The sequence below is a fragment of the Streptomyces mangrovi genome (assembly GCF_900114215.1).
Taxonomy (GTDB): domain Bacteria; phylum Actinomycetota; class Actinomycetes; order Streptomycetales; family Streptomycetaceae; genus Streptomyces; species Streptomyces barkulensis.
Genome location: NZ_FOSG01000017.1, coordinates 20,940 through 43,674 on the forward strand (window position 1 = coordinate 20,940; position 22,735 = coordinate 43,674).

Genomic DNA, 22,735 nt, shown 5'->3' on the forward strand with positions numbered 1-22,735 from the left:
TCTTCCCGCGCCCCCTGCCGGCACGGACTCACGGACTCTCAATGTTTCCCCCGTCAGAATTCGGTCAACGGCGTACATGTCGGCCCGTGCGGAATTCCGTGTTCATGTTCACCCCCAGAGGGGCGCCTTTCGGGACGATATTCCGGAACGGCTTACGGAACCACTCGGTCCGGCGACCCGCATCACCGGTGTGGAATCCTGGGCCACGCGGGTCTTCGGCGTGTCGTGCGGTCATTCCGGACAGTCCTGCGCGATGACTTCCGAAACGGTTCATCGAACTGTTCTCCGGCCGCGGAGTGCAACCGGAATGCCTCTGGCATGCCGTGCGACCAAACTCGAACTGGAGCTTAGGGAGAGCACTACAGAGTGTCAAGGGACCGTCGTCAAGGAACTGCCAACCCTGCTCTCGATCTTGCATGACGGATCGCCGACTCCGTGGGCGGGCCGTTTCGCTTTCTGCGAGGGGTGGCGGGCCGGTGGTCAAGGTGCGTCGCCGGCGTGGTGGAAGCGGTGATCGGGGCCGGGTGTACGGATTCGCCGGGACGCGGGCCGTACGGAGCGCGGCCGCCGGGCCACCGCCGTGCCGCGGTATCCGTCACGGTGCGTCGTGTTTGCGACCACGCGGTCGGGCCGTTTCGGCACACGACGCGCCCAAGGCGGGCCCTCCCGACCGGACAGGATCGGTCCGGGCGTCATGCCAAGGTCGCGGCCGGGTCGGCGCGGTGCGCGCGTATCACCGTACGGTCGTGAACTCCCGCCGTCGCGCCTCGGCGGTGCCGGCCGCGGCCTCGGCTTCCCGTGGGGACAGCGCGGCGTCCGGCGGACCGGCGATCAGCTCACCGGCCATCACGCCCTCGGGAGGCGACCGGGTGAACAGCGCGCCGGACGGTGTCGGCGGTCACCGTCGTCTCCCCGGGCCCGGGAGTACTCGGCAGAGCCCGGCGGGCACGGTCTGTCGGCTGCGCCATTCACGCGGATAGCCGAGCGACACCTCGCGGTGAGGCACCCCGTCGCACTCGATCGTGCGCGGGATGTGCAGATGGCCGTAGACGACGGCGGCCGCACGGTACCGCACGTGCCAGTCGGCCGTGGCCTCGGTGCCGCACCACAGCGCGAACTCCGGATAGCGCAGGACGCGGGTGGGCTCGCGCACCAGCGGGAAGTGGTTGACGAGCACGGTGGGCAGCGCGGGGTCGATCCGGTCCAGCCGCGAGCGGGTGCGGGCCAGCCGCGCCCGGCACCACGCCTCACAGCTGGGGTACGGATCGGGGTGCAGCAGGTACTCGTCGGTGGCGATCACACCCGCCGCGTGGGCGACCTCGAGCGCCTCTTCCTTGCTGTACGTGCCTTCGGGCCGGAACGTGTAGTCGTACAGCACGAACAGCGGCGCGATCACGACCGGCCCGCCGATTCCCCGCCACACCGGGTAGGGGTCCTCGGGCGTGACCACTCCGAGGCCCCGCAGAGTCCGGACCAGGTGGAGGTAGCGCTCCTCGCCGCGCAACCGGACCGGGTCGTTCGGCGTGGTCCACAGTTCGTGGTTGCCGGGTGTCCAGATGACCTCGGCGAAGCGCTCCTTCAGCGTCCCGAGCGCCCGTACGACCTCCTCGACGGTCTCCGCGACGTCTCCGGCGACCACCAGCCAGTCCTCGTCCGACTCCGGGCGCAGGCCTTCGATGATGTCGCGGTTCTCGGCATGGCGGACGTGAAGGTCGCTGATGGCGTACAGGTTCATCTCAGCGCCCCCGCCGTACCGTGACGGCCGCACTGCTGGTCCTCGTACACACCGCTCCCCCGTTCGTCCTCTCCGCGCCCGCCGCCTGTGAGCTCGTCCTGCCCACGCAGCCGTCCCATGATGCGCTCGCCCCCGGCCGAACCGGTGCGTCCCGCCCGCCGCCGAAGCGGCCGGGCGGAGCGTGCCACGATCACGCGGGAGCACCCGGCCGGGCACGTCCCCGACGGCGGTCGTGTTTCCCCGGCACGAAATCCGTGCCGGCCACGGGAAAGGGCGGGGGTCGGGGTTGAGGTCCCGTCGGCGGGGCCGGGTACCGGGCTCACCCCTCAGGGCACTCGGCACCGTCAGCAGCCTCGGCAGGCCGTGGACGCGCCGGTACCCGTGGCCGAAAGGTCATGGGCACCGCTCCGGGGGCCAGCACCCGTACACAGCGCAGCCCGGCGGCCGCGTGCTCGGCGGTCGTCTGGTCCGCCACCAGGACGTCCATGCCGCAGGAGGCGAAACGGCCGGCCAGGTCACGCACGTGTACGTCGAGGGTCTCTCCCGCCGGCCTTCGGCGGCCGCCGAAGGCCGAGGCGAGGTCCACCGGAGCCGAGCCGTTGTCCACCAGGTGGGCGAGACGGTCGAATGCGTCCGTGTGCGCGTAGCGCAGCGCGTGGTCGGGCATCTGCCGCACCTGTTCGGGGTCGGCTGCCGGCTCCGCCGCCCGGCCCGGATGGCGGGCGTGGACACCGCACAGGTGGTCCAGGAGCGGACCGGCCTCACGCGTGGCCGAGTTCAGGGCCGCGACCGGGTCCGGGTGGGCCGCGGCGGAGCACAGCAGGGCCGGCCTGCCGCGCCCGCCGCCCGGGGCCTGTGCCACCACGCACGCGCAGGGCACCGCGTGGTCGACGGACAGGTCGAAGGCGCGCAGCCGGTAGCCGGTCGAGGCGGTGATCCACGCGGCAGTCCGGCGGAAGGAGACGTCGGGCACGGTCTCCAGGTCGATCTCCACCGCGGGCAGGCGGGCGTAGTGGTGCATCAGGAACGCGTCCAGCTCGGCCACCTCCAGCAGGCCGAACAGGACGGCCTCCTGATGCAGGAGCCGACCGCGCAGCCGCTGGAGGTGTCGTGGACGAACCCGGGGTCGTCGGGACGCAGGGCACGTGAGCGGTAGTAGGCCGGCGACTCCGGTACCAGGACCTGGCGGCCGGTACTCATGTGGTGGGCCCACACCCAGGTGGTCTCGTGTCCGCCGTCCCACGGGGTGAACGGAAAGTCCGGTCGTGCGTAGCAGTGCGGGTCGTGTGTGCCGAAGCCTCGTGGATCGACCGCCACCGGGCCGAGGTCGTCCCGGCTCGCCCGCACGGTGCTGCACCGCCCGCCGGGGACCATGCCGCCCAGGCGTTCGAGTGCCTCCAGGACGGCGATGGTCTGCGCGGTCTCGGTATCGGCCGCCCGCCCGTACCCGGCCTCGGGCCCGGTGCCGGCGCGGCCCCCGAAAGGGGCGGTGGCCGACGCCGGGCCGCCCTCGGCAGCGGTGCGGATCTCCGCGACCACCCCCACGACCGGGTCCACCACGGTCGACAGCGGTGCCCGGCGTACCCGCGGCAGCGTCCGGGCGTGCAGCCCGCCGCGGTCGGGTACCGCACGCAGGGTGACGCGGGCGCGTTCGGGGCTGTCACGGGGCGGGCGTCCGCAGTCCGGGCACAGCGGGTCGGGTACGAGCGGGTGCCCGCCGACGGCCGGGTCCCGCAGTCCGACGGTGGCGACGGCGCGGGTGAGGTCCACGCCCCGCTGCCCGCGCGGCAGCGACTGCGCCGCGGCGATGTCGGCGGCGAGCCCGCACAGGAGGCCGTCGAGCCACGGGGCGAACGCCACCGGCCAGGGGACGCGTTCCTCCAGGGGCCCGGACCTGCCCTGCCCGTCGCGGCGTCCGCGTGCCGCAACAGGCGGTCCACCGTGCGGGGCGGCGCCCCCGTGGCGATGAGCGCGTGGTCGTGGGGGTCGTAGTGGTAGAAGTCCCGGGGCACACCGTGGACCTGTCCCGCCGCGACGCAGACCTCCATCTCGTACAGGCCCCCCACCGCAGGGGCAGGGACGGCCGGCCGCCGGGGCGGGGCCTTCCCCGCGGCGTGCCCGCGCGGTACGGAACAGGAACTCACCGAGCCGGTCACGGGTCAGCGGGTCAGCGGGTCGGCGGTGTCGTGCCTGCGCCGGACACCGCGCCCAGCGGTGCGAGGCACTGATCGGGGCAGCGATCGAGATCCTGGTGAACGGGGGCGCCGCCGTCACACCCTCGGCGGTCGGCGCTCGCGCGGGCCTGATCGCCGGAATGCCGCACACGACCCTCACCGTCGTCGACGGCGGCGCCCCGCTCCACACGCTCGCGGAGCGCACCCTCGTCCTGGTGCGCCGCTGCCTTGCTTCGCTCGGCAGCATGGTCCACGCACCGGAGGAAGGTCGCTGAACGTCCTTGACTGTGCCGGCGGGGGATCGGGCTTTTCGGATCCCGGCGTGGCGGGCTCGGCCTTCCGCCGAGCCCGCCACGCCGGCTCCCTATCGGCGCCGGAATCGTGTCATGCCGTCAGCGCTGCAGTGTCAGCAGACCCGGACGGTAGGGCAGGAGGCCGTAGTCGCCGCCGGAGTTGGGGCTGCGTCCCTGGTAGAGCAACTGCAGATTGCAGGGATCGACGGTCATGGTCTGATCGGGGCTGGTGCGGAGCAGTTCGCCGTGGCTGATGTCGTTGGTCCAGGTGGCGCCGCTGTTGGCCTTGCCGGCGAAGGGATTGCTCTCGGTCGCGGCCTGGGGTGTCCAGGAGCCGTTCAGGCTGGTGGCCGTGAAGGAGCGGAAGTACCGGCCCTGCGAGCCGATCGCCTCGACGATCATGAGGTAGCGGTTCTGGCCCCGCAACTTGTAGACCTGCGGGGCTTCGAACAGGTTGTTCGTCGTGTCGCTCATGATCACTGTCGAGGTCGAGCCAAAACTGCCCGGGAAGTTCCCGATCGGCATGCTGGCCCGGTAGATCTTGCCGTTGTCGCCGGCGAAGAACAGGTACATGTTCGTGCCGTCACCGATGAGCGTCTGGTCGATGGGCCCTGTCCCGGAGTCGGAGATGCTTCCGGAGAAGAGCACCTGCTCGGATGACCAGCCGTTCGGGTTGGTGGGGTCGCTCGACGTCCGGTAGGAGAAGGCGGTCCTGCCCCACTGGTAGGCGAGCACCCAGACGTTCTTCGGAGCGAAGTAGAAGAGCGTGGGTGCGACGGTGGAGTTGGACATCGTGTTCTGGCTGGCCGAGGCCATTTCCGACCAGTTGGTGAACAGGCCGAAGTTCATCGAACCCCACCTCGTCCCCGTGTCGTGCGTGGTCGCGTAGACGAGTTGTCTGCCGTTGTAGGGGGCGACGGTGAAGTCCTTGAGCGAGACCCACCCCTGCTTGGGCTGCGCCAGCGCGCCCGTCGATGTCCAGCGGTAGGTCGACGGAAGATCACACGAGCCGGGGTTTTCGGTGCCGACCTTGACGAGCTGCCACTGCTGGTTGGTGCCGCCCCAGTCGTCGTACTGGACGATGTTCGCGTTGTCGGCGGTGGAGGCACCTTGCACTTCGAGGGCCTTGTTGCTGTGGCGCGAGATGAGCCTCACGTAGCCGTCCGGACTGTCGGCCAGCCGCCACTGCTGGTTGGTGCCGTTCAGGTCGGTCCACTGGACGATCGAGCCGCCGTTCGCGGTGGACCAGTTGTAGACGTCCAGTACCTTGCCCGAGTGGCGGGACTTGATGCGGTAGTAGCCGTCCCCGGAATCGACGAACCGCCACTGCTGCTGGTTCTGGTTGTTCCTGGTCCACTGGGTGATGCGGGCGCCGTCGTCGGTCGCCATGTTGTAGACGTCCAGGGCTTTGCCACTGTTGCGGTTGACCAGCACATACGAGGCGTTGGGGTCTACGGTCGCGGCTTCGGCGGGCTGGGCACCGAGGAAGGCGGCCGCCAACAGCAAGGAAACGAAGACGCCGAGTAAGCGTCTTGGGTGGGCTGGAGACGGGGGGCGGAGCCACATCGGAGGGCCTCCTTGGGGGGCAGGGATGAGATGACGCCGATGAACCGCGGAACGGCCGTGCCGGGGGGCAAGGGCAGGTTCGAAAGTTTCGGAGGTTTCCCGGTTCTGTGACGCCACAAGCTAGGAAGGCGGGGCCTTCCGGTCAAGGCCTGTCACCGAGCTGTCGTAAACACTTCCTTCCCCCGGACGCGACAAGCCGTCACGCCGATTGGGCCTCCGCAGGTTCACGGTGCGGCTCGCCGGTCCAGGGATCCGCCCGGCTCGTGAGGGTTCGAAAGTTTCGCACGTAGGACGAAAATCTTTCGCGCCGCGAGGGTTGACGAGGCGCTGTCAATTCCTCACTATCTTGTCTGGATGGTCGGCCATGGTTCGATATTTCGAACGTCATGGTCCTGTGCGGACTGCGCTGTACGGCAGAGCCGCGCACAGCAGCACGACAGATCCGCACACCGAAACACCTGCGCCACCCCGTTTTCCGTTCCGGTGAGGCTCACACCAACGCATCCTGACGCCTCGTGCAGGCGGGGAGGTGCGCGACGCCGCGTGACACCCCCGGCCGAGCAGCGATGGAGTACCCCCGTGCCCTTGTCGAAAGACCGCTGCCGCTCGGCGTACGTCACTCGGCGACCGACCGGGCGCCGTCCGTGCCGGTCGAGATCCTCCGGCTCCCATGACCGCGGTGTCCGGTGGTTCCGTTATTCCTACCTTGGAGGCACAGCCATGGGCTCTCATGCCCTTCCCAGATCCGTTGTCCGGCGGAAGCTCCACGCTCTGCTGCTGACGCTGGTCGCCGGCGTCCTCGGTGTGGTCGCCGCACTGGTCGCACCACCGTCCGCTCAGGCCGCCGAGAGCACGCTCGGCGCCGCGGCGGCGCAGAGCGGCCGCTACTTCGGCGTCGCCATCGCCGCGAACAGGCTGAGCGACTCGACGTACGCGACGATCGCGGCCCGTGAGTTCAACTCGGTGACGGCCGAGAACGAGATGAAGATCGACGCCACCCAGCCGCAGCGGGGCCAGTTCAACTTCACCGCCGCCGACCGCGTCTACAACTGGGCGGTGCAGAACGGCAAGGAGGTGCGCGGCCACACCCTGGCCTGGCACTCCCAGCAGCCCGGCTGGATGCAGAACCTCAGCGGCGGCGCACTGCGCCAGGCGATGATCGACCACATCAACGGCGTGATGAGCCACTACAGGGGCAAGATCGCGCAGTGGGACGTCGTGAACGAGGCGTTCGCCGACGGAAGTTCGGGAGCCAGGCGCGACTCCAACCTGCAGCGCACCGGCAACGACTGGATCGAGGTCGCCTTCCGTACCGCGCGCGCCGCCGACCCGTCCGCCAAGCTCTGCTACAACGACTACAACGTCGAGAACTGGAACTGGGCCAAGACCCAGGCCATGTACCGCATGGTGCGGGACTTCAAGCAGCGCGGCGTGCCGATCGACTGCGTCGGCTTCCAGTCGCACTTCAACAGCGGCAGCCCCTACAACAGCAACTTCCGCACCACGCTGCAGGAGTTCGCCGCCCTCGGTGTCGACGTGGCCGTCACCGAACTCGACATCCAGGGAGCCTCGCCCTCGACCTACGCCGCCGTGGTCAACGACTGCCTGGCCGTCTCCCGTTGCCTCGGTATCACCGTCTGGGGCGTGCGCGACAGCGACTCGTGGCGTTCGGAGCACACGCCGCTGTTGTTCTACAACGACGGCAGCAAGAAGCCCGCGTACACCGCCGTCCTCGACGCACTCAACGGCGGCTCCACCACTCCGCCGCCCGGGGACGGCAACACGATCAAGGGCGTCGGTTCGGGCCGCTGCCTGGACGTGCCCAACGCCAGCACCACCGACGGCACCCAGGTCCATCTGTGGGACTGCCACAACGGCACCAACCAGCAGTGGACGTACACCGATGCCGGCGAGCTCAGGGTCTACGGCGACAAGTGCCTGGACGCCGCCGGCACCGGTAACGGCGCCAAGGTCCAGATCTACAGCTGCTGGGGTGGCGACAACCAGAAGTGGCGCCTCAACTCCGACGGATCCATCGTCGGCGTCCAGTCCGGCCTCTGCCTCGACGCCGTCGGGGCCGGCACCGCCAACGGCACCCTGATCCAGCTCTACTCCTGTTCGAACGGCAGCAACCAGCGCTGGACCCGCGCCTGACAAGGCCCGCCACCGACGAAGAGGGGAATCGGTGACGGCCCACGGTGCGGCTTTCCCCGCCCCTCCACGAGGTCGTCGCTGACGGTCACGAGGGTCGCCGCCGCGATGGCGGCGACCCTCGTGACCGACTTGCTCGCCGGAGTGGATCCGGCACCCGCCGAGGCGGCGACGGTGGACACCAATACCTGGTACGCCCTGGTCAATCGCAACAGCGGCAAGGCGCTGGACGTCTCCGGCGCGTCCAGCGCCGACGGCGCGAGTCAGCCAGTGGACGCGCAACGACGAAGCAACCGGCAAGCGCGGTTCGTGGACCCCGGCGACGGCTTCCACCGCCTCAAGGACCGGCATTCGGGCAAGCTTCTCGACGTGGCCGGCGCCTCGACCACAGACGGTGCCGTGACCTGGATGAATGAGTCCGATGTCTTCAGTGGTCACAGGCGATCACGGAACGCTTGACCGGGTGCGTCGGTGGTCCAGTTGTGCCGGGCGGCGGCGGCCAGGGCGGGAAGGCGTTGTCCGGTGCGGGCGAAGACTCCGGCCGGGGTTCTGCCGCCGTGTTGTTCCAGGTCAAGGCGGCCCTTGCGGGTGTCGATCACTGCCTCGATCCACTACGGTGCTCACCGTCCTGAGCCCGCGACACCAGCGCTGCTTCGACCACCACTACTGACAGCCTCGGATCGCTGGGGGCTGATCAGGGCCCGTCTCGGCTCTCTGGGCGGGAGAGCCTGCCGTTCGGTGAACAGTCACCGTGACCGGTCGCCGAACGGCTCATCGGTCGGGACGGCCACGAGCTGCCGCAGACGAAGCGGCCGGTCCGAGCAGCCCCGGACCGGCCGCTTCACGGAGGGTCGGCACAGTGGTGGTCGCTGTCCTGCCTGCGTGCGGCAGAAGATCGGCGACTGGCGAGGCCGGCCTGGCCAGGTCAGTTGAAGGCTGCGGCCACGGCGTCCGCGAGCTGATCCAGTATGTCACGCGAGAGTCGCACCGAGCCGGTGAACGAGAGGAAGCCGTGATTGGCTCCCTCGACCGGGAGGTGCTGGACCGGCACACCGGTGTCGGCCAGCTTGTGGGCGTAGTGGTCGCCCTGGTCGCGCAGGGGGTCGTTCTCGGCGGTGGCGATGACGGCAGGGGCGAGTCCGGCCAGTTCGTCGGAGCGCGCCGGCGAGACCCGCGGGTCGGCGCCCTGGTCCGGGGTGCTGAGGTAGGCGCCCCAGAACCATTCGAGGGAGGAACGGGACTCACAGCGGCCTGGCGTGCTCTACCGTCTGGCTCGATCCGGTGCGCGCGGCCACCGCCTCGACCTCGGGGATACGGCCCTTGGCCGCGCAGCGCGCTCGACCGCGAGCGCGATGAGTGCCCCGACTTCCCGGACCGGTGTGCCGCGCAGCAGCGAGGGCAGGGCGGCCTCCCGTACGGACCAGACCGTGGCGTACGCGCCGGTCCCGGCCGCCCGCGCGCAGTCCGTCGGTGACGCGCTTCGGTGAGCTCGATCCGTTGCGTATCAACGCCTGCTCCTGCCCCGCGAGCAGAAGCAGGGCGTCCACCGCGGCGTCCCGGTCGTAGCCGATCGGGGGACAGCCGATCTTCCAGGCGATCTGCCAGTGCAGGGCGTACCCCGCCGGACCGCCCGCTTCGGCCAGACGCGCGAGCATGCGGCCGTTCAACCAGTCCTTGGCGTGGGCGACCACCTTGTCGCGGCGATGTGGCAGCTGAGCGACCCAGTACGGTGCGGCGTAGGTGCCGTAAGGGCTGGCTGCCGCTGGGGAACGGTCCCGTTCGTATGTACCGAGCACGGCCGCGGCGACCGGCGGAAGCGGAACGTGCCGATCCGGACCGAGGTGCGCGGGCTCCCAATGTCCGGGCGGAGCGTCGGCCGGCGTCCGGTCCTGTTCGTGCTTCAACCGCGTCCCGTGACAGAGCGGGCGGGGCAGGTGGCGCATCCCCCGTGAGAGCCACAGGAACTGTCCATGCGGGGGTGATTCGCGGACGTCCCCGGGTTCCTAGCGTGGTCGTCAGGTCACCACGGGTGTGACCACTACCGGGGAGGCCACCATGGGCATCACATCAGCCGTACGACACGGCACGGGCTCCGGCCCGGACAGGGACCACGAGAGAGGCGGCGGCCGTTTCGGCCGGATCACGCGCTCTCCGCTCGGCTGGATGCTGACGGGAATGGTCGGCGTCGGCCTGGTCTCGGGTCTGACCGCGGCCGGGCCCGGACCGGTGCCGGTGCTGGGCGCAGCCGCCGCGGTGGCCGTGTACTGGCTGGTCATGCGCCGTGTCGCACGACGCCCCACGCCGGAGACCGCCTGGTCCGGAGCCGGCCGGGAGGCGCTGCTGGGCGGCGGGATCGGCCTGGTCTTCATCCTCGTCTCCGCCCTCCTGATCACGGCGTTCGGAGGCTATTCGTTCTCCTGGGCTGGCAACGGTTTCATGTCGGTCGTCTGGACCGCAGTCGCGGTGCAGGCCGGCGCCGCGGTCACCGAGGAGCTGCTGTTCCGCGGTCTTGCCCTGCAGGCTCTGGAGAAGCTGTGGGGCAGCCGGGCCGCCATCGTGATCACCTCGCTGTTCTTCGGTGTCGCCCACCTGGGGGCCCCGGGCGCGAACGCGTGGAGCGGACTGGCGATCGCTCTGGAGGCGGGAGTCCTGCTCGGATCCGCGTTCTTGTGGCGGCGTAACATCTGGTTCGTCGCGGGTCTGCACTTCGCCTGGAACACCACGGAGGAGCTGCTCGGCATCCCGGTCTCCGGCCACACGCCCGAGGGTCTGTTCACCGTCGACGTCCACGGCTCCGCCCTCCTGACCGGTGGCGGCTTCGGTCTGGAGGCATCGCTTGTGCCCGTCCTCATCGGCGTGGCTCTCGCCGTCCCGATGCTCGTCCTCGCCCACCGGAACGGTGGCGTCAAACCCCGCCGAAGCGCGGGCCACTGAGACAGGCCGACTGGAGGAAACGAAAGTGATGCCCCGCCAGGCCCCCTGGAGCCTCCCGCTGCTCCGGGCGCCGCTCGACTGGTGGCGGGAGCGGGATGCTCTCCTCAGGGACGGCATCCTCGCTCTGGCGCTCACCCTGCCGGCCTTCGTGCCGACCCTGTCCCACCTCGGTACGCAGATCGGCGACCTGCCCGAGCGGCCGGCGAACGCGCTGGGCGTCGGGCTGGTCCTGGCCCAGGCCCTGCCGCTGGCGGTCCGCCGCAGACGGCCCGCAGCCTGTCTGGCCGTCATCGCGGGCGCGTTCGCCGTGCACCAGGCGCTGGGCTTCGCGACGACGTTCGCGAGTGTGGGGCTGTATCTGGCCCTGTACTCCGCCGGGGCCCACCAGATCCGCTTCCGCCGCGGCCTGGTCGTCGTGGCGAGTGCGGGTTACGCCCTGCTGGCCATCGTCCTGGACCGCCTCGGCTCACCGCAGTCGATACCGGACTATCTCGCGTTCTGGCTGGCTCTGGCCGCGGCCTGGCTGGTGGGGAGTACGGTGCGCACGCGGCGGGCGGAAGAGGCGAAGCGACGGCGGCTGGCTGCCGAGGCGGCCACGGCCGCCGAGCGGGCGCGAATCGCCCGCGAGCTGCACGACGTGGTCACCCACCATGTGACGGCCATGGTGGTCCAAGCCGACGCGGCGCAGTTCCTGCTCGCGTCCGCGCCGGAACGCGCCGGTGAGGGACTGACGGCCGTCAGCGACACCGGCCGCCGGGCGCTGACGGAGCTGCGGTACCTGCTCGGTGTCCTGGAGGCGACCGGCGAGTCGGCTTCTGCGGACCCGGCAAGTGCGGGCCGGGGACCCGCCCTGGGGCGAGTGCGGGACCTGGTCGAGCACGCCCGCAGGTCGGGCCAGCCGGTCGAGTTCAGCGAGCAGGGCGAGCGGCGGCCGCAGGGAGTGGACGTGGAGCTGGCCGCGTACCGGGTGGTGCAGGAGTCCCTCACCAACGCCATGAAGTACGCGGCCGGGAAGCCGACACGGATCCTGCTCCGGCACGGCGACGAGCACATCGGGATCGAGGTGACCACCGACGGACCCGCCGCCGCCCCGGTCACGCGGAAACCGGACACTGCGGGCGGACGCGGGCTGGCCGGGCTGTGTGCACGGGTGCGGATGCTCGATGGTGAACTGAAGGCCGGTTCCCGGCCCGGAGGCGGGTTCGAGGTCCGCGCCACGATTCCGTCCAAGCCCCTTCAGGAGTGACCCCGTGAGCGATGCGCCGCCACCGATCCGTGTGCTCGTCTGCGACGACCAGGCGCTGGTGCGGACCGGCTACGTCACCATCTTCTCCGCGCAACCCGACTTGGAGGTCGTCGGGGAGGCCGAGAACGGCCACGAGGCGGTTCGGACCGCGCGGCGGCTGCGCCCCGACGTGGTCGTGATGGACATCCGGATGCCCCTGCTCGACGGCATCCAGGCGACGCGCCGACTGGCCGGTCCCGATACCGAAGACGCGCCGAAGGTACTGGTCGTCACCACGTTCAACGTCGACGCCTACGTCTACGACGCGTTGCGCGCCGGAGCGAGCGGCTTCCTCCTCAAGGACGCGCCTCCGGCGGAGCTGGTGGGCGGCATCCGGACCGTCGCCCAGGGCGAGGCCCTGCTGGCACCCGCCGTCACCCGCCACCTCATCGGCCACTTCGCCCGGCATCTGCGACCGGCCGACGCCTCCCTGCCGGCCAGACAGGACGTTGTGCGTGCGCTGACCCCCCGCGAGCTGGAAGCACTCCAGCTGATCGCCGAGGGGCTGTCGAACGCGGAGATCGCTGCGGCGATGTCCATCACGCCCGAGACCGTCAAGACCTACGTGTCGCGCATCCTGGCGAAACTCGGCCTGCGCGACCGCGTCCAAGCCGTCGTCCTCGCCTACCGGGTCGGACTGGTACCCGGCACACCGTGACCGGCATGGTCGTGTGCCCCAAAGTACAGCTCCGCCCACCCGGCAACCCGGGCGAGCCCCCTTCCCCCCGGTACTTATCGCAGGCTTTGCCGCGGTTTCTTCGGTCGACCCTCCAGGGAGATTCATCCGGTTCACGCTGGTATGCCACTTGTGGCGGGCCACCTGCTCGACCACCTCGCCACCCACCACCGAAGCATCACCAAGGCCTGGGCCGACGCCGGCTACAAGAACACCGCCGCCGAACACGCCGCCGGCGGGGTTCCTCACGCGGTCCCCGCCGTCACCGACGCCGAGGCACGACTCCACCCCACAGACCGGCTGTCGCGCCCCCTGGCACCCGCCCGGCGCCCGGCCCCCTCCTGGAACGCCCGGTGCCGGTCGTCGACTGGCGCGACAGCCGCCACTGGTCCCCACTGCCGGCGCCATGCGTGCGCTGTGGCCGGAGCACGAACCTGCGCGACGACAACTGTGGTGCTCCTGTGCCGTGTCGGCGCCGACAGCCCTCCCTCAGCACTCGACACGGAGAAGGTTCGCGTCGTCCGGCGGGCGTTCCGGGAGACCTCTGAGGCCGTGTCCCGGGTCAGGGCATGTGCGGGTGCGGTGCCTCCGTGCCGTCGCGGTCATCGGTCACCAGGAGCAGCAGGGCGGCACGCTCCGTGCTCAGGGAGCGGACCTTGTGAGGTGCCGTGGCCTTGAAGTAGGCGCTGTCACCCGTTTCGAGGATGACGGTCTGGGAGGGGAAGATCAGCTCGGCTCGTCCCCGATGCACGAAGAGGAACTCCTCGCCCGGGTGGTCCCGGAAGGGGACGGGGTCCGCGTCGTGCGGTGGGTGGAGCATGAAGGGAGTCATCCGCTTGGAGCCCGCCTGCAGGGCTATGCCCTCGTAGCGGCTGCCGGGCTCCCGGTCCGGGGTGAGCGGCCGCCGTTCCCCGGCCCGCGTGACGGTGACTTCGGCGAGTTCCTCCACGTCGGCGAACAGCGTGTCCAGCGGAACGTCCAGGGCCTTGGCGAGCGAGGCGCTGACAGCGATCGACGGGACACTCCGGCCGCGTTCGACCTTGGACAGGTAGCTCTTGGTGACGCCGGCGCGCTCGGCCAGCGCTTCCAGTGTCATCAGCCGCTCCTTGCGCAGCCGCCGTACGCGATTGATCACTGACGTCCTCCCTTCGCGCGCCCGGGTCGGAACGGGGCCGGGCGGACCCCCAGTATGTCCCGCGCCGTTCCTCCGGCCCGCCTGCCCCGCGCGACCGGGCCTGTCCGGCCCCTGCCCGGCCGCCCGTTGTGGCATGACACTTTGTGTCTTATAGTGAACACAGTTTCCTCACGGTGCCGGCTCGGACGGCACCCGAAGCGGGGCCCGCCGACAGGCCGGACCCCGGAACCGGAGCAGAACATGGCAGACACCCTGCGAGACCCGAAGAGCGCACTCGCCGACCGCGCCAGGCGGCAGATGAACGACCACTTCGGCGACTCGAAACTGACAACGCGGCAGAAACTGGCCCTGACGTGCCGTATCGCCTTCGACGGCGGACACGACTCAGGGCTCGCCGGCCAGATCAGCGCACGCGGGCAGAAGCCCGGCACCTACTACACCCAGCGCCTGGGTCTCGGCTTCGACGAGATCACCGAGGAGAACCTCCTGCTGGTGGACGAGGACCTCCAGGTCCTGGAGGGGGAGGGCATGCCCAACCCCGCGAACCGGTTCCACTCCTGGATCTACCGGGTCCGACAGGACGTCAACTGCATCATCCACACGCACTCGCTGCACACGGCGGCACTCGCGATGCTGGAGGTGCCCCTGGTGGTCTCCCAGATGGACACCACCCCCCTGTACGACGACTGCGCCTTCCTCAAGGAGTGGCCCGGCGTCCCCGTGGGCAACGAGGAGGGTGAGATCATCTCCGCGGCCCTCGGGGACAAACGAGCCATCATCCTGGCCCACCACGGCCAGCTCGCCACCGGCTCCACCATCGAGGAGGCGTGCAACCTGGCCGTGCTCATCGAACGCGCCGCACGCCTCCAACTGCTGGCCATGTCGGCGGGAACCGTCCAACCGCTGGACCCGGCCCTCGCCCGCGAGGCCCACGACTGGACTTCCACCGACCGGCGCAACGCGGCGAACTTCGCCTACTACGCGCGCAGAGCACTGCGCAACCATCCCGACTGCATCAAGGGCCAGGTGGACCTCTGATGGCAAATCCGCCCCTGGCAGGGATCATCTCCTACCCCGTCACCCCCTTCGACCCCGTCACCGGAGAGGTCGACCTGGCCGCGCTGCGCCGGCTCACCGGCGACCTGGTGGACGCCGGAAGCCACGCCGTCGCACCGCTGGGCAGCACCGGCGAGAGCGCCTACCTCAGAGAGGTCGAGTGGGACGCCGTCTGCGAGACCACCCTGCAGACCGTCGCGGGCCGGGTCCCCACGGTGGTCGGCGTCTCGCACTGGAGCACCGAGGGTACGGTCCGCCGTGCCCGTGTGGCCGCCCGCCACGGAGCCACCGCGGTCATGGTGCTCCCACAGGTGTACTGGAAACTGACCGAGACGGAACTCGTACGGCACTACACGGCGGTGGCGGCGGCGACCGACCTTCCGATGATGCTCTACAACAACCCGGGCACCAGCGGAGTCGATCTGGAACCGGAAGCGGTGGTCGCGCTCGCGCGTGAGATTCCGAACCTCACCATGGTCAAGGAGAGCTCCGGCGACGTCACACGCTTCCGAGCCATTCGAGAGCTGTCCGACGGGGCGTTGTCGGTCTACAACGGGAACAACCCGGTCGCGCTCGAGGCGTTCCGCTCCGGCGCCGCCGGCTGGTGCACCGCGGCGCCCTGCCTGGTCCCGCGGTGGATCCTGGAACTTCACGCCGCGGCGATGGGCGGGGACCGGGAGCGGGCCGACGCGCTGCTGTCGCAGCTCCTGCCGTTCCTGAAGTTCATCCTCGGCCACGGCCTGCCACGGACGGTGAAGGCGGGCCTTGGGATCCAGGGCCGCGGGGTCGGCCGGCCGCGGCCGCCCCTGCTGCCCCTGTCGGGGGAGGAGACGGAGCGACTCCGGGAGATCCTCCGGCTGCTCGGCTCCCACCCCCCGGCGGGCGTCGCGGGGTCCGCCGTCTGAGGCCGCCGACGCCGCGAACCCGGAACACCCCGCACCCGCACAAGGGGACGTGGACAGCGCCCTCTGTGCGGGGATGTTCCGGGCCCTCCCTGGGCGGTGCCGCCGGAAGGAACGCCCATCCGCCACGCCGCAGAGCGAAGGGAGGACATCATCCACACCACCACCCCGGCCACGGGCGGGAAGAGGCGAGTGCCTCCAAGGCCGCCCCCCTGCGCCAAACACCACACTGTCGGCCGCACCGCAGCCACCCGAAATCAGCTCCTGGGATGTCCGCCTCCGTCACCCCCTGTCCGCCACCCTGTCCTCACTGCTGCCCGCGGGCCACCGCCAGGCCTCGTCGTCCAGCGGCATGAGCGGGGCCGGCCGATACCCGAAACGTCCCGTGGCTTCCCGGTGAGGCCGCCGGTGTCGACCTCGGTGAGCAGACCGAGTTTGACCAGGCGTTTCAGTTTCACGCGGGCGCCATCGACGTTCCCCGGCGGCATTTCGCGGTCAAGGACTTGGCAGGCATCGCGGCCCTCAGCGGGCCGTCGACGTCGAGGTGGAGCACAGGGCGGCTCACGGCAGGGGCCCTTCCCTTTTCACTCGGGCCTCCCCAGCGGATGCGAACCCGTTTCGCCCGTCTTGCCCGGGGCCGGGGTTCCTGCCGTCGCGGGTCGTCCGCCGGGGCCGCCCTGCCCTGGCCGTGCGCCACCGGGAGCGGGAGGGGGTCAGCCAGGTGTGCCGGAGTGCTGGTCTCCCATCTGGTCCTCGATGAAGGCCACGGCCTCGCGGCCCACCCCGAGCGCGCCGAGGAGGAGGTCCAGCGCGGTTTCGACGTCGCGCTGCGAACGGTTGAGCCACACGAACAGGCGGGGCTCCTCGTGGTGCGCGAACCGGCTGAGGGCGAACTCCGTGCCCCGGATGCGGAACAGGGCCACGTCCACCTCCCCCAGTTCCTCCCAGGTGCGCTCCACTTCCAGGCGCAGCCGGGCCGCGACCGCCTCCAGCGGCGGCGTCAGCCCGGCGACGATCCGGTAGAAGCTCGCCGCGTACTGCCACGGACTCACCTGGAAGGCGGGGTTCTTGCCCACGTGGTAGCCCAGGGCCGGCGCGGGCTGCCAGTCAGGTTCCGGCCCCGGCACCCGAACCACACCGGGTGCGTTACCGGCCGCGTCCGATGAAGGAATCGTCACCCGGCCCATGATGGGTCAGGACTGTGGTTCCAGACCACCGGCCCGGCGCGGCGCGGTCGGACGGATCCGGCGGTGGTGATCCGAGCGTGAGCAGTGGTGCCCGGCCCCGGGTAGACCTGCCTGCTCGACGCCCCCGGCCGCAGGCGGAAAGCCGTCCCCACGGGCGCGGTTATTCAGTTCTCACTGTCGGCGGGATGACCTACAGTGAGCGTGCCCGGGTGCGCAGGCGACGGGTACTTCGATTTGGGATCGAGTGGTTGCAGGTTCGAATCCTGCCCGGCCGAGCGTGAGTTCGACCGGTAGCTCAATGGCAGAGCGCTTACGTTCCCGTCGCCGACCTTGTTCTCCGGGCCCACAACTTCATACCTCTGCACCTCCCGGTGCGCAGGCTGCGGTTACTTCTTCGGTTGAAGCACCTTCGGGTGCGCGGGTTCGAACCCCGCACAACCGCAGCCGTCCTGATCTCGGGAGGCTCAGGCATCCGGGGCGCCCGGTGCGCAGGCGGGTGGTACTTCTCCTCTCAAGAGAAAGACGCGGGTTCGAATCCCGCCGCCGGCCGTACGGCCGGCGTAGCTCAGCGGCCCAGAGCGCCACGTTCCATCCGCCGACCCTGTTCTCGGGCGCCCCGCTTCGCCGAACGCCTCTCCTCTCACAGAGAGGGGCTTTTCATGGCTCGCTTCAACACCCGTACCGCCCGCCCCGCGGGCTCCTCCCCCGTCGCCACGACCGGTGGGCGCACGACCACCCACCGGGGCGGCGCCGGTTACCTGCGCGACCCGCGCGGCGAGCTCTTCCTTCTGGCCGTGACCAATCTCGTCGGACAGGGCACCTTCTACGAGACCGGCGGGCAGCGCGACGACCGCTTCACCCAGCTCGTGCGGCAGCTCGCGGTGGAGGACCCGGCCTGGACCGCCGGCCTGCTGAAGTGGCTGCGCACCGGCGGGAACATGCGCACCGCGGCGATCGCCGGGGCCGCCGAGTACGTCAGGGCGCGCCTGCGGACGGCGGGCAGCCGCCCCACCGGCAGCCACGAGACCGCCGAGCCGGGAAGCGAACGGCGGGAGGGCGACGATCCGTCGCACTCCACGATCTCCAACCGCGCCGTGATCGCCTCGGTGCTGCAGCGCGCGGACGAGCCGGGCGAGCTGCTGGCGTACTGGACCTCCCGGTACGGCCGGGCGATCCCCAAGCCCGTCAAGCGCGGCATCCAGGACGCGCTGGGGGCGCTGTACACCGAGCGGGCACTGCTGAAGTACGACACCGCTGCGCGTGGCTTCCGGTTCGGCGACGTGATCGAGTTGGTGCACCCCAAACCGGCCGCGGCGTGGCAGGGCGACCTGTTCCGGCACGCGATCGACCGCCGGCACGGCCGGGACCGGGACATCCCCGAGTCGCTGCGGACGCTGCACGCGCGGGCGCGCCTGACGGCCATGCCGGTGGCCGAGCGGCGGGCGCTGCTGTCCGGTCCGGCCGCGCAGGTGGCGCTGCGGGACGCGGGCATGACCTGGGAGGCACTCGCCGGGTGGCTGCAGGGCCCGATGGACGCTGCTGCATGGGAGGCGATCATCCCGTCCATGGGGGTGATGGCACTCCTGCGCAACCTGCGGAACTTCGACGAGGCCGGCGTCTCGGACGAGGTCGCCGAGCAGGTCTGCCGGAAGCTCGCGGATCCGCAGGAGGTGGCGCGCTCGAGGCAGCTGCCGATGCGGTTCTACTCCGCGTACGTGGCGGCACCGTCGCTGCGGTGGGGGCAGACGCTGGAGAAGGCCCTGACCGCGGCGCTGGCGAACGTGCCAGCGCTGCCGGGGCGGACGCTGGTCCTGGTGGACACCTCCTCCTCGATGAACGAGGGATTCTCCGGGGACGGCACGGTCAAGCGGTGGGACGCCGCGGCGCTGTTCGGGATCGCGTTGGGGCAGCGGTGCGCGGAGGCGGACGTCGTGTCGTTCTCCTCGGCCCGCTACTACCTGGGCGACTCCCCGGGGGCGAGGACGAAGACGTTCCCACTGGGGCGTGGGGAGTCGCTGCTGCGGGCGGTCGGCCGCTGGAAGGACGGCGGTTGGTTCCTCGGCGGCGGCACCGACACCGCGCTGGCACTCCGCGAGGAGTACGCCGGGCACGACCGGGTCGTGATCGTCACCGACGAGCAGGCCGGGCACGATGTGCGGGAGGTGACCGAGTCGATCCCGGCGAGCGTGCCGATGTACACGTGGAACCTCGCCGGGTACCGGGCCGGGCACGCGCCGTCCGGCGGAGCGAACCGGCACGCGTTCGGGGGGCTCACCGACGCGGCGTTCCGGATGGTGCCGCTGCTGGAGGCCGGACGGAACGCGTCCTGGCCGTGGGAGACCTGACCTGCTGCCCGTACAGCGTCAGCTGCCGGAAGGGCGTCCGGGTTCGTCTTCACACACTGACCGACGGGCGCCCTTCGCCATGGTCGCGGCCGGCACGGACATCGGACTCGGTCGTCCGGCCCACCGGTGGATGGCGCCGGTTGTCCCCTGCCGCTGCGGGAGGTGTTCCCGTGGTGGCAGGGGGCGCGGCGTGTTCTGACCGCAGGGCCGTCATGCGGGCCGCTGTGCGGCGGCGCGGTCGGTTTTCAGCTTCGTCGGCGGCGTCCTGCACGGGCCGGGGCGGGTGGTTCTTTCACGGGAACCGGGACTTCGCAGGCGGGCCGGGTGGGATCAGAAGGACACGTCGATGTAGTCGATGTCGGTGAAGGCCACGTCGAGGCGGTCGGCGCGGCGGCCGCCGTCGCGGAAGTACTCCTGTTGCAGGCCTTCGGCCACGATGTCACGCAGTTGCCGGTCGTCGGCGCCCTGCTGCCGCGCGGTGAAGAGGCGGTCGGCGTAGGCGGGTGGGAGGTGGACGGTCAGGCGGCGCAGGCGGGGGTCGTCGGTGGAGCCGATGGGGGCGCTGTAGCCGAAGCGGGCGCGGGTTTCGATGGTGATGCCGGTACTGGTGGCGGCCTCGCGGCGGCGGCGCTTGCGCACCAGGGGCTGCCAGCGGGCGCAGACGGCGGCGTCGATGCGGTCGGTGATGGCCTTCGGTGGCCTCTTGCGGTCGCCCTTGCGGTAGCGCTCCACCGAGCGCCGGCTGACGCCGAGCTCCTGCGCGACGGCGCGGGTGGTCTTCAGTTTGCCCAGCAGGAAGTTGATCTGGGCCTTGAGGGTCTTGGGCGGGTTGCGGGTGAACACCTCGGTCTCGGCGCGCTCGAGGGCGTCGTCGATCTCCCCCACGGGCTCACTCTCCTTCGTCCAGGACGGCGTCGACGCCGTCCTTGATGTGGCGGGCGGGGTTGTAGCCCTGCTCCATCAGATCGACCGCCCAGGCCAGCTGCGCCACGCCTTCGACCTTGCACAGACCCGGGCTGGGGCCCAGGCGGAAGGAGCCGGGCAGGGGCTTGCCGGAGGTGGTGTAGGGCAGGAAGTCCAGCGGGGAGTCGCCGGGGCTGGGATAGACCACGCAGTCCGAGAGGACGGCCAGGGGGTACAGGCCGGTGGCCTCGGCGGTCTTGAACATCTTGCGGTGCATGTTGACGCGCGCCTTGGCGATGACCGCGGCGCGGATGTCGGGGCGCCAGGTGGGGCGCTCCAGGGCAGGCCAGCGCTCCCCGTCGCGGTAGTGGCGTCCCTGGGGGCGCTCGCGGAGCTTGCCGATGCCGCCCTTGACGGTGGACTTGATCGCGGCGAGGACCATGGCCAGGGCCGGGTCGGTGGGCCGGCGGCGCTCCATGGCGGTGAGGAACGCGGTGTCGGTGAGGTCGGTGGTGACGCCGAGGTCGGCGAGGGTGTCGAGGTAGGCGGCCTTGAGGCGGTCGTGCCAGGGGTCCAGGTACGCGCCGGTCTCCCGGCGCAGATACGCCTCGACGGGTGCGACGTTGCAGCCCAGTTCCTGGGCGTAGGCGACGGTGGGGGTGGCGTACCAGGCGGGCCCCTCGGGGCGCTCGCCGGTGGGAGTGAAGGGGGAGGGCAGACGCGGATCGGTGTCGACGTGGGACAGGTCCACGTACCAGCAGCCGGGGATCTTCTTGTCGAAGACCGGGCGCACCACGTGCTCGGGGCCGGACAGGCCGACGGTGAGGCGGGCGGCGGCGGCGAGGAAGGCGGTGTTGATGTCCAGCCCGATCGCGTAGGGCAGCAGGCATTCGGCGTCCGACAGCAGGTCGACGCCGCGGACCCACTGGTAGACCTCCTCGTCGAGGAATCCGCCCTCCCAGCCCTGGGCGACCGGATGCTCGGAGGGCGCCTCCGGTGGGGCGGGGTCGACCGGGTCGGTGCCCAGCGAGCCGGGGTTGTGGCCGGAGACCCAGGCGCCGCCGGCTGCGTCGCGCACCGCGCGGGTGGGCGGGCGCAGGGCGGTCATCAGCTCCAGCCCGGTCACCGCCGTGGAGCCGCGCGGGGTGATGACCCGGGTGGCGTACAGGCCCAGCGCGTCGGCGAGCTGGGCCGCGGTCAGGTCGGCGGCACCGGGCCAGGAGCGGGTGTCGAGGGCGCCCCAGGGCAGGATGGCCAGTTGCACGCACCGGCGGCGGCCGTCGGTGGCGGGGCGGTAGATGCGGGCCCAGGGGCCGAAGCCACGCCGGGTGAGCTTCCACCGCGCCTTCGTGAGCTGTTTGACCACCGGGTGGTCGTCGGGCAGGCGCAGGGTGCGGCGGGCCTCGGGTCCTTCCAGGCGCTCGGGGAGGCCGAGTTTCACCGCCGCGGCGGCGGTGAGCACGATCAGCGGGTCGGCGTCCTTGCCGGCGCGGTGCAGGCGGGGCGCGCCCAGGTGGGATTCGGTCAGCGTCCACTCCACCAGTTCGGGGAGGGTTGTGGCCGGGCAGTCCATGACGATGCCCTGCGCGCCGTAGGCGGTGCCGTCGCCGTCCAGGACGGCCAGCGGGCCGTGCTGGTGGGGGGCCTCGGCGATGTTCGGCACCGGCCGCTCGCGCGCCGGGCGGCGCGGCGCGGCGCGGCGGGAGGCGGGCGCGGGACGTTCCGCGCCCGGCCCGGCCGAAGGCTCGGGCGCCGTGGGGGGCGCAGCGACCGGCTGCGGCCGGGAGGCGTGATCGGTGAACGTCTCCGGCGCCGGCGCGGATACCGGCGGGTTGGTGCCGGGCGGGGAGTGCTTCGCGGCCCAGCCCTGCAGCAGCCGCTGGTAGGCCTGCAGCCGCGGCGGCCTGGGTTCACTGCGCCCGTTCTCCCAGTTCTTCACCGTCTGCAGCGTGGTTTTCAACGCCTTCGCCAGTCGGGCCTGGGTGATCCCGGCGGCCTCGCGCAGCCGGGCCCGCTCCGCCGGGGGCGGCAGCTGCGGCTCCTCCTCCAGCAGGGCGTCCACCGCCTCGAACAGTTCCTCCTGGGTCGGCACGTGCCTCACCTCCATCCCGGACCCTAGCAAGATTTAACCCTCTCTCATTTCTTTCTTTAACCCACGCGTTTAACCCGCTGTCAAGTCGAAGGCGGCCAGTCGGCCGCTCGGAAGAAGCTGCCCGGTGCCGGAGAACCCCGGCCGTCACTCCCGAAGGTCGACGGTCGGCGGGCGCGTGTCACCAAAGATTGGTCCGCACCGGACGGCCAGTGCGTAGGCCCGCCGCCGACAGCGGCAGGACGGGTGTGCCGTCCGAAGTCGGTCGGTCGGCGTGGCCCGGGCGGACCGAGCGGCCAGCGCG

15 protein-coding genes, 2 tRNA genes and 4 pseudogenes are annotated in these 22,735 nt (G+C 71.1%); 11 read left to right on the forward strand and 10 right to left on the reverse strand.

Annotated elements, in window-relative coordinates:
* Window positions 1-898: 898 nt before the first annotated feature.
* Window positions 899-1,735 carry a metallophosphoesterase family protein gene (locus tag BM237_RS21200; RefSeq protein WP_093851319.1) on the reverse strand — a complete coding sequence of 279 codons (837 nt, stop codon included), beginning with the start codon at window positions 1,733-1,735 and terminating at the stop codon, window positions 899-901.
* 319 nt (window positions 1,736-2,054) lie between these two features.
* Window positions 2,055-4,114, reverse strand: a pseudogene (locus tag BM237_RS30565) (TOMM precursor leader peptide-binding protein).
* Between BM237_RS30565 and BM237_RS30350 the strand changes: the two are divergent.
* Window positions 4,050-4,184: a hypothetical protein gene (locus tag BM237_RS30350; protein WP_281253949.1), complete on the forward strand. Its 135-nt coding sequence runs from the start codon at window positions 4,050-4,052 to the stop codon at window positions 4,182-4,184. The pseudogene BM237_RS30565 and the gene BM237_RS30350 overlap by 65 nt on opposite strands.
* Window positions 4,185-4,301: 117 nt before the next feature.
* Here BM237_RS30350 and BM237_RS21220 read toward each other — a convergent pair whose 3' ends face one another.
* Window positions 4,302-5,768: a non-reducing end alpha-L-arabinofuranosidase family hydrolase gene (locus BM237_RS21220; protein ID WP_093851322.1), complete on the reverse strand. Its 1,467-nt coding sequence runs from the start codon at window positions 5,766-5,768 to the stop codon at window positions 4,302-4,304.
* Window positions 5,769-6,488: 720 nt separating this feature from the next.
* Between BM237_RS21220 and BM237_RS21225 the strand changes: the two genes are divergently transcribed.
* Together BM237_RS21225 and BM237_RS21230 are read left to right on the forward strand one after the other, a co-directional pair.
* A complete protein-coding gene (locus BM237_RS21225) occupies window positions 6,489-7,922 on the forward strand; it encodes an endo-1,4-beta-xylanase (protein WP_093851323.1) in 1,434 nt (477 codons plus the stop codon).
* Window positions 7,923-8,027: 105 nt separating this feature from the next.
* Window positions 8,028-8,258: pseudogene (locus BM237_RS21230) on the forward strand (RICIN domain-containing protein); the annotation flags it as partial.
* An 88-nt stretch (window positions 8,259-8,346) separates the two neighbouring features.
* Here the strand turns inward: BM237_RS21230 and BM237_RS21235 are convergent.
* The 3 genes and pseudogenes from BM237_RS21235 to BM237_RS21245 all read right to left on the reverse strand — a co-directional run.
* Window positions 8,347-8,530: pseudogene (locus BM237_RS21235) on the reverse strand (IS982 family transposase); the annotation flags it as partial.
* A 314-nt stretch (window positions 8,531-8,844) separates the two neighbouring features.
* Window positions 8,845-9,147, reverse strand: a pseudogene (locus BM237_RS21240) (alpha/beta hydrolase fold domain-containing protein); the annotation flags it as partial.
* Between the two features lie 13 nt (window positions 9,148-9,160).
* Complete coding sequence (locus BM237_RS21245; RefSeq protein ID WP_139238144.1) at window positions 9,161-9,715, reverse strand: hypothetical protein; 555 nt, start codon at window positions 9,713-9,715, stop codon at window positions 9,161-9,163.
* 259 nt (window positions 9,716-9,974) lie between these two features.
* Here BM237_RS21245 and BM237_RS21250 point away from each other — a divergent pair, with 259 nt between their 5' ends.
* Genes BM237_RS21250 through BM237_RS21260 form a run of 3 tightly spaced genes read left to right on the forward strand, consistent with a single transcriptional unit; the run spans window position 9,975 to window position 12,796 of the window.
* Window positions 9,975-10,853, forward strand: a complete 879-nt coding sequence (locus BM237_RS21250; RefSeq protein WP_093851326.1) for a CPBP family intramembrane glutamic endopeptidase — start codon at window positions 9,975-9,977, stop codon at window positions 10,851-10,853.
* 28 nt (window positions 10,854-10,881) lie between these two features.
* Window positions 10,882-12,099, forward strand: a complete 1,218-nt coding sequence (locus BM237_RS21255; RefSeq protein WP_175541089.1) for a histidine kinase — start codon at window positions 10,882-10,884, stop codon at window positions 12,097-12,099.
* Window positions 12,100-12,103: 4 nt separating this feature from the next.
* The gene (locus BM237_RS21260; RefSeq protein ID WP_093851328.1) at window positions 12,104-12,796 is read left to right on the forward strand and encodes a response regulator; all 693 of its coding nucleotides are present in this window, start codon (window positions 12,104-12,106) and stop codon (window positions 12,794-12,796) included.
* A gap of 580 nt (window positions 12,797-13,376) precedes the next feature.
* Here BM237_RS21260 and BM237_RS21265 read toward each other — a convergent pair.
* Entirely contained in the window at window positions 13,377-13,949 is a 573-nt protein-coding gene (locus BM237_RS21265) for a helix-turn-helix domain-containing protein (protein WP_093851329.1), read from the reverse strand.
* A gap of 240 nt (window positions 13,950-14,189) precedes the next feature.
* Between BM237_RS21265 and BM237_RS21270 the strand changes: the two genes are divergently transcribed.
* Together BM237_RS21270 and BM237_RS21275 are read left to right on the forward strand one after the other, a co-directional pair.
* The gene (locus BM237_RS21270; RefSeq protein ID WP_093851330.1) at window positions 14,190-14,987 is read left to right on the forward strand and encodes an aldolase; all 798 of its coding nucleotides are present in this window, start codon (window positions 14,190-14,192) and stop codon (window positions 14,985-14,987) included.
* Entirely contained in the window at window positions 14,987-15,910 is a 924-nt protein-coding gene (locus BM237_RS21275; protein WP_093851331.1) for a dihydrodipicolinate synthase family protein, read from the forward strand. The genes BM237_RS21270 and BM237_RS21275 overlap by 1 nt, the downstream gene beginning before the upstream one ends.
* Before the next feature lie 710 nt (window positions 15,911-16,620).
* Here the strand turns inward: BM237_RS21275 and BM237_RS21280 are convergent.
* Window positions 16,621-17,085 (reverse strand): hypothetical protein, encoded by a 465-nt coding sequence (locus BM237_RS21280; RefSeq protein WP_139238145.1) that lies wholly within the window; start codon window positions 17,083-17,085, stop codon window positions 16,621-16,623.
* Between the two features lie 215 nt (window positions 17,086-17,300).
* Here BM237_RS21280 and BM237_RS29385 point away from each other — a divergent pair.
* From BM237_RS29385 to BM237_RS21285, 3 genes are all read left to right on the forward strand, one after another.
* Window positions 17,301-17,369, forward strand: a tRNA-Ser gene (locus BM237_RS29385).
* Between the two features lie 213 nt (window positions 17,370-17,582).
* Window positions 17,583-17,643 (forward strand) — tRNA-Ser (locus BM237_RS29390).
* A gap of 110 nt (window positions 17,644-17,753) precedes the next feature.
* Window positions 17,754-19,439: a TROVE domain-containing protein gene (locus BM237_RS21285; RefSeq protein WP_093851333.1), complete on the forward strand. Its 1,686-nt coding sequence runs from the start codon at window positions 17,754-17,756 to the stop codon at window positions 19,437-19,439.
* A gap of 330 nt (window positions 19,440-19,769) precedes the next feature.
* On the opposite strand, the gene tpg is transcribed toward BM237_RS21285, so the two are convergent.
* Window positions 19,770-20,324, reverse strand: a complete 555-nt coding sequence (tpg, locus tag BM237_RS21290; protein WP_093851334.1) for a telomere-protecting terminal protein Tpg — start codon at window positions 20,322-20,324, stop codon at window positions 19,770-19,772.
* A gap of 4 nt (window positions 20,325-20,328) precedes the next feature.
* The gene (tap, locus tag BM237_RS21295) at window positions 20,329-22,434 is read right to left on the reverse strand and encodes a telomere-associated protein Tap (RefSeq protein WP_093851401.1); all 2,106 of its coding nucleotides are present in this window, start codon (window positions 22,432-22,434) and stop codon (window positions 20,329-20,331) included.
* Window positions 22,435-22,735 lie beyond the last annotated feature (301 nt).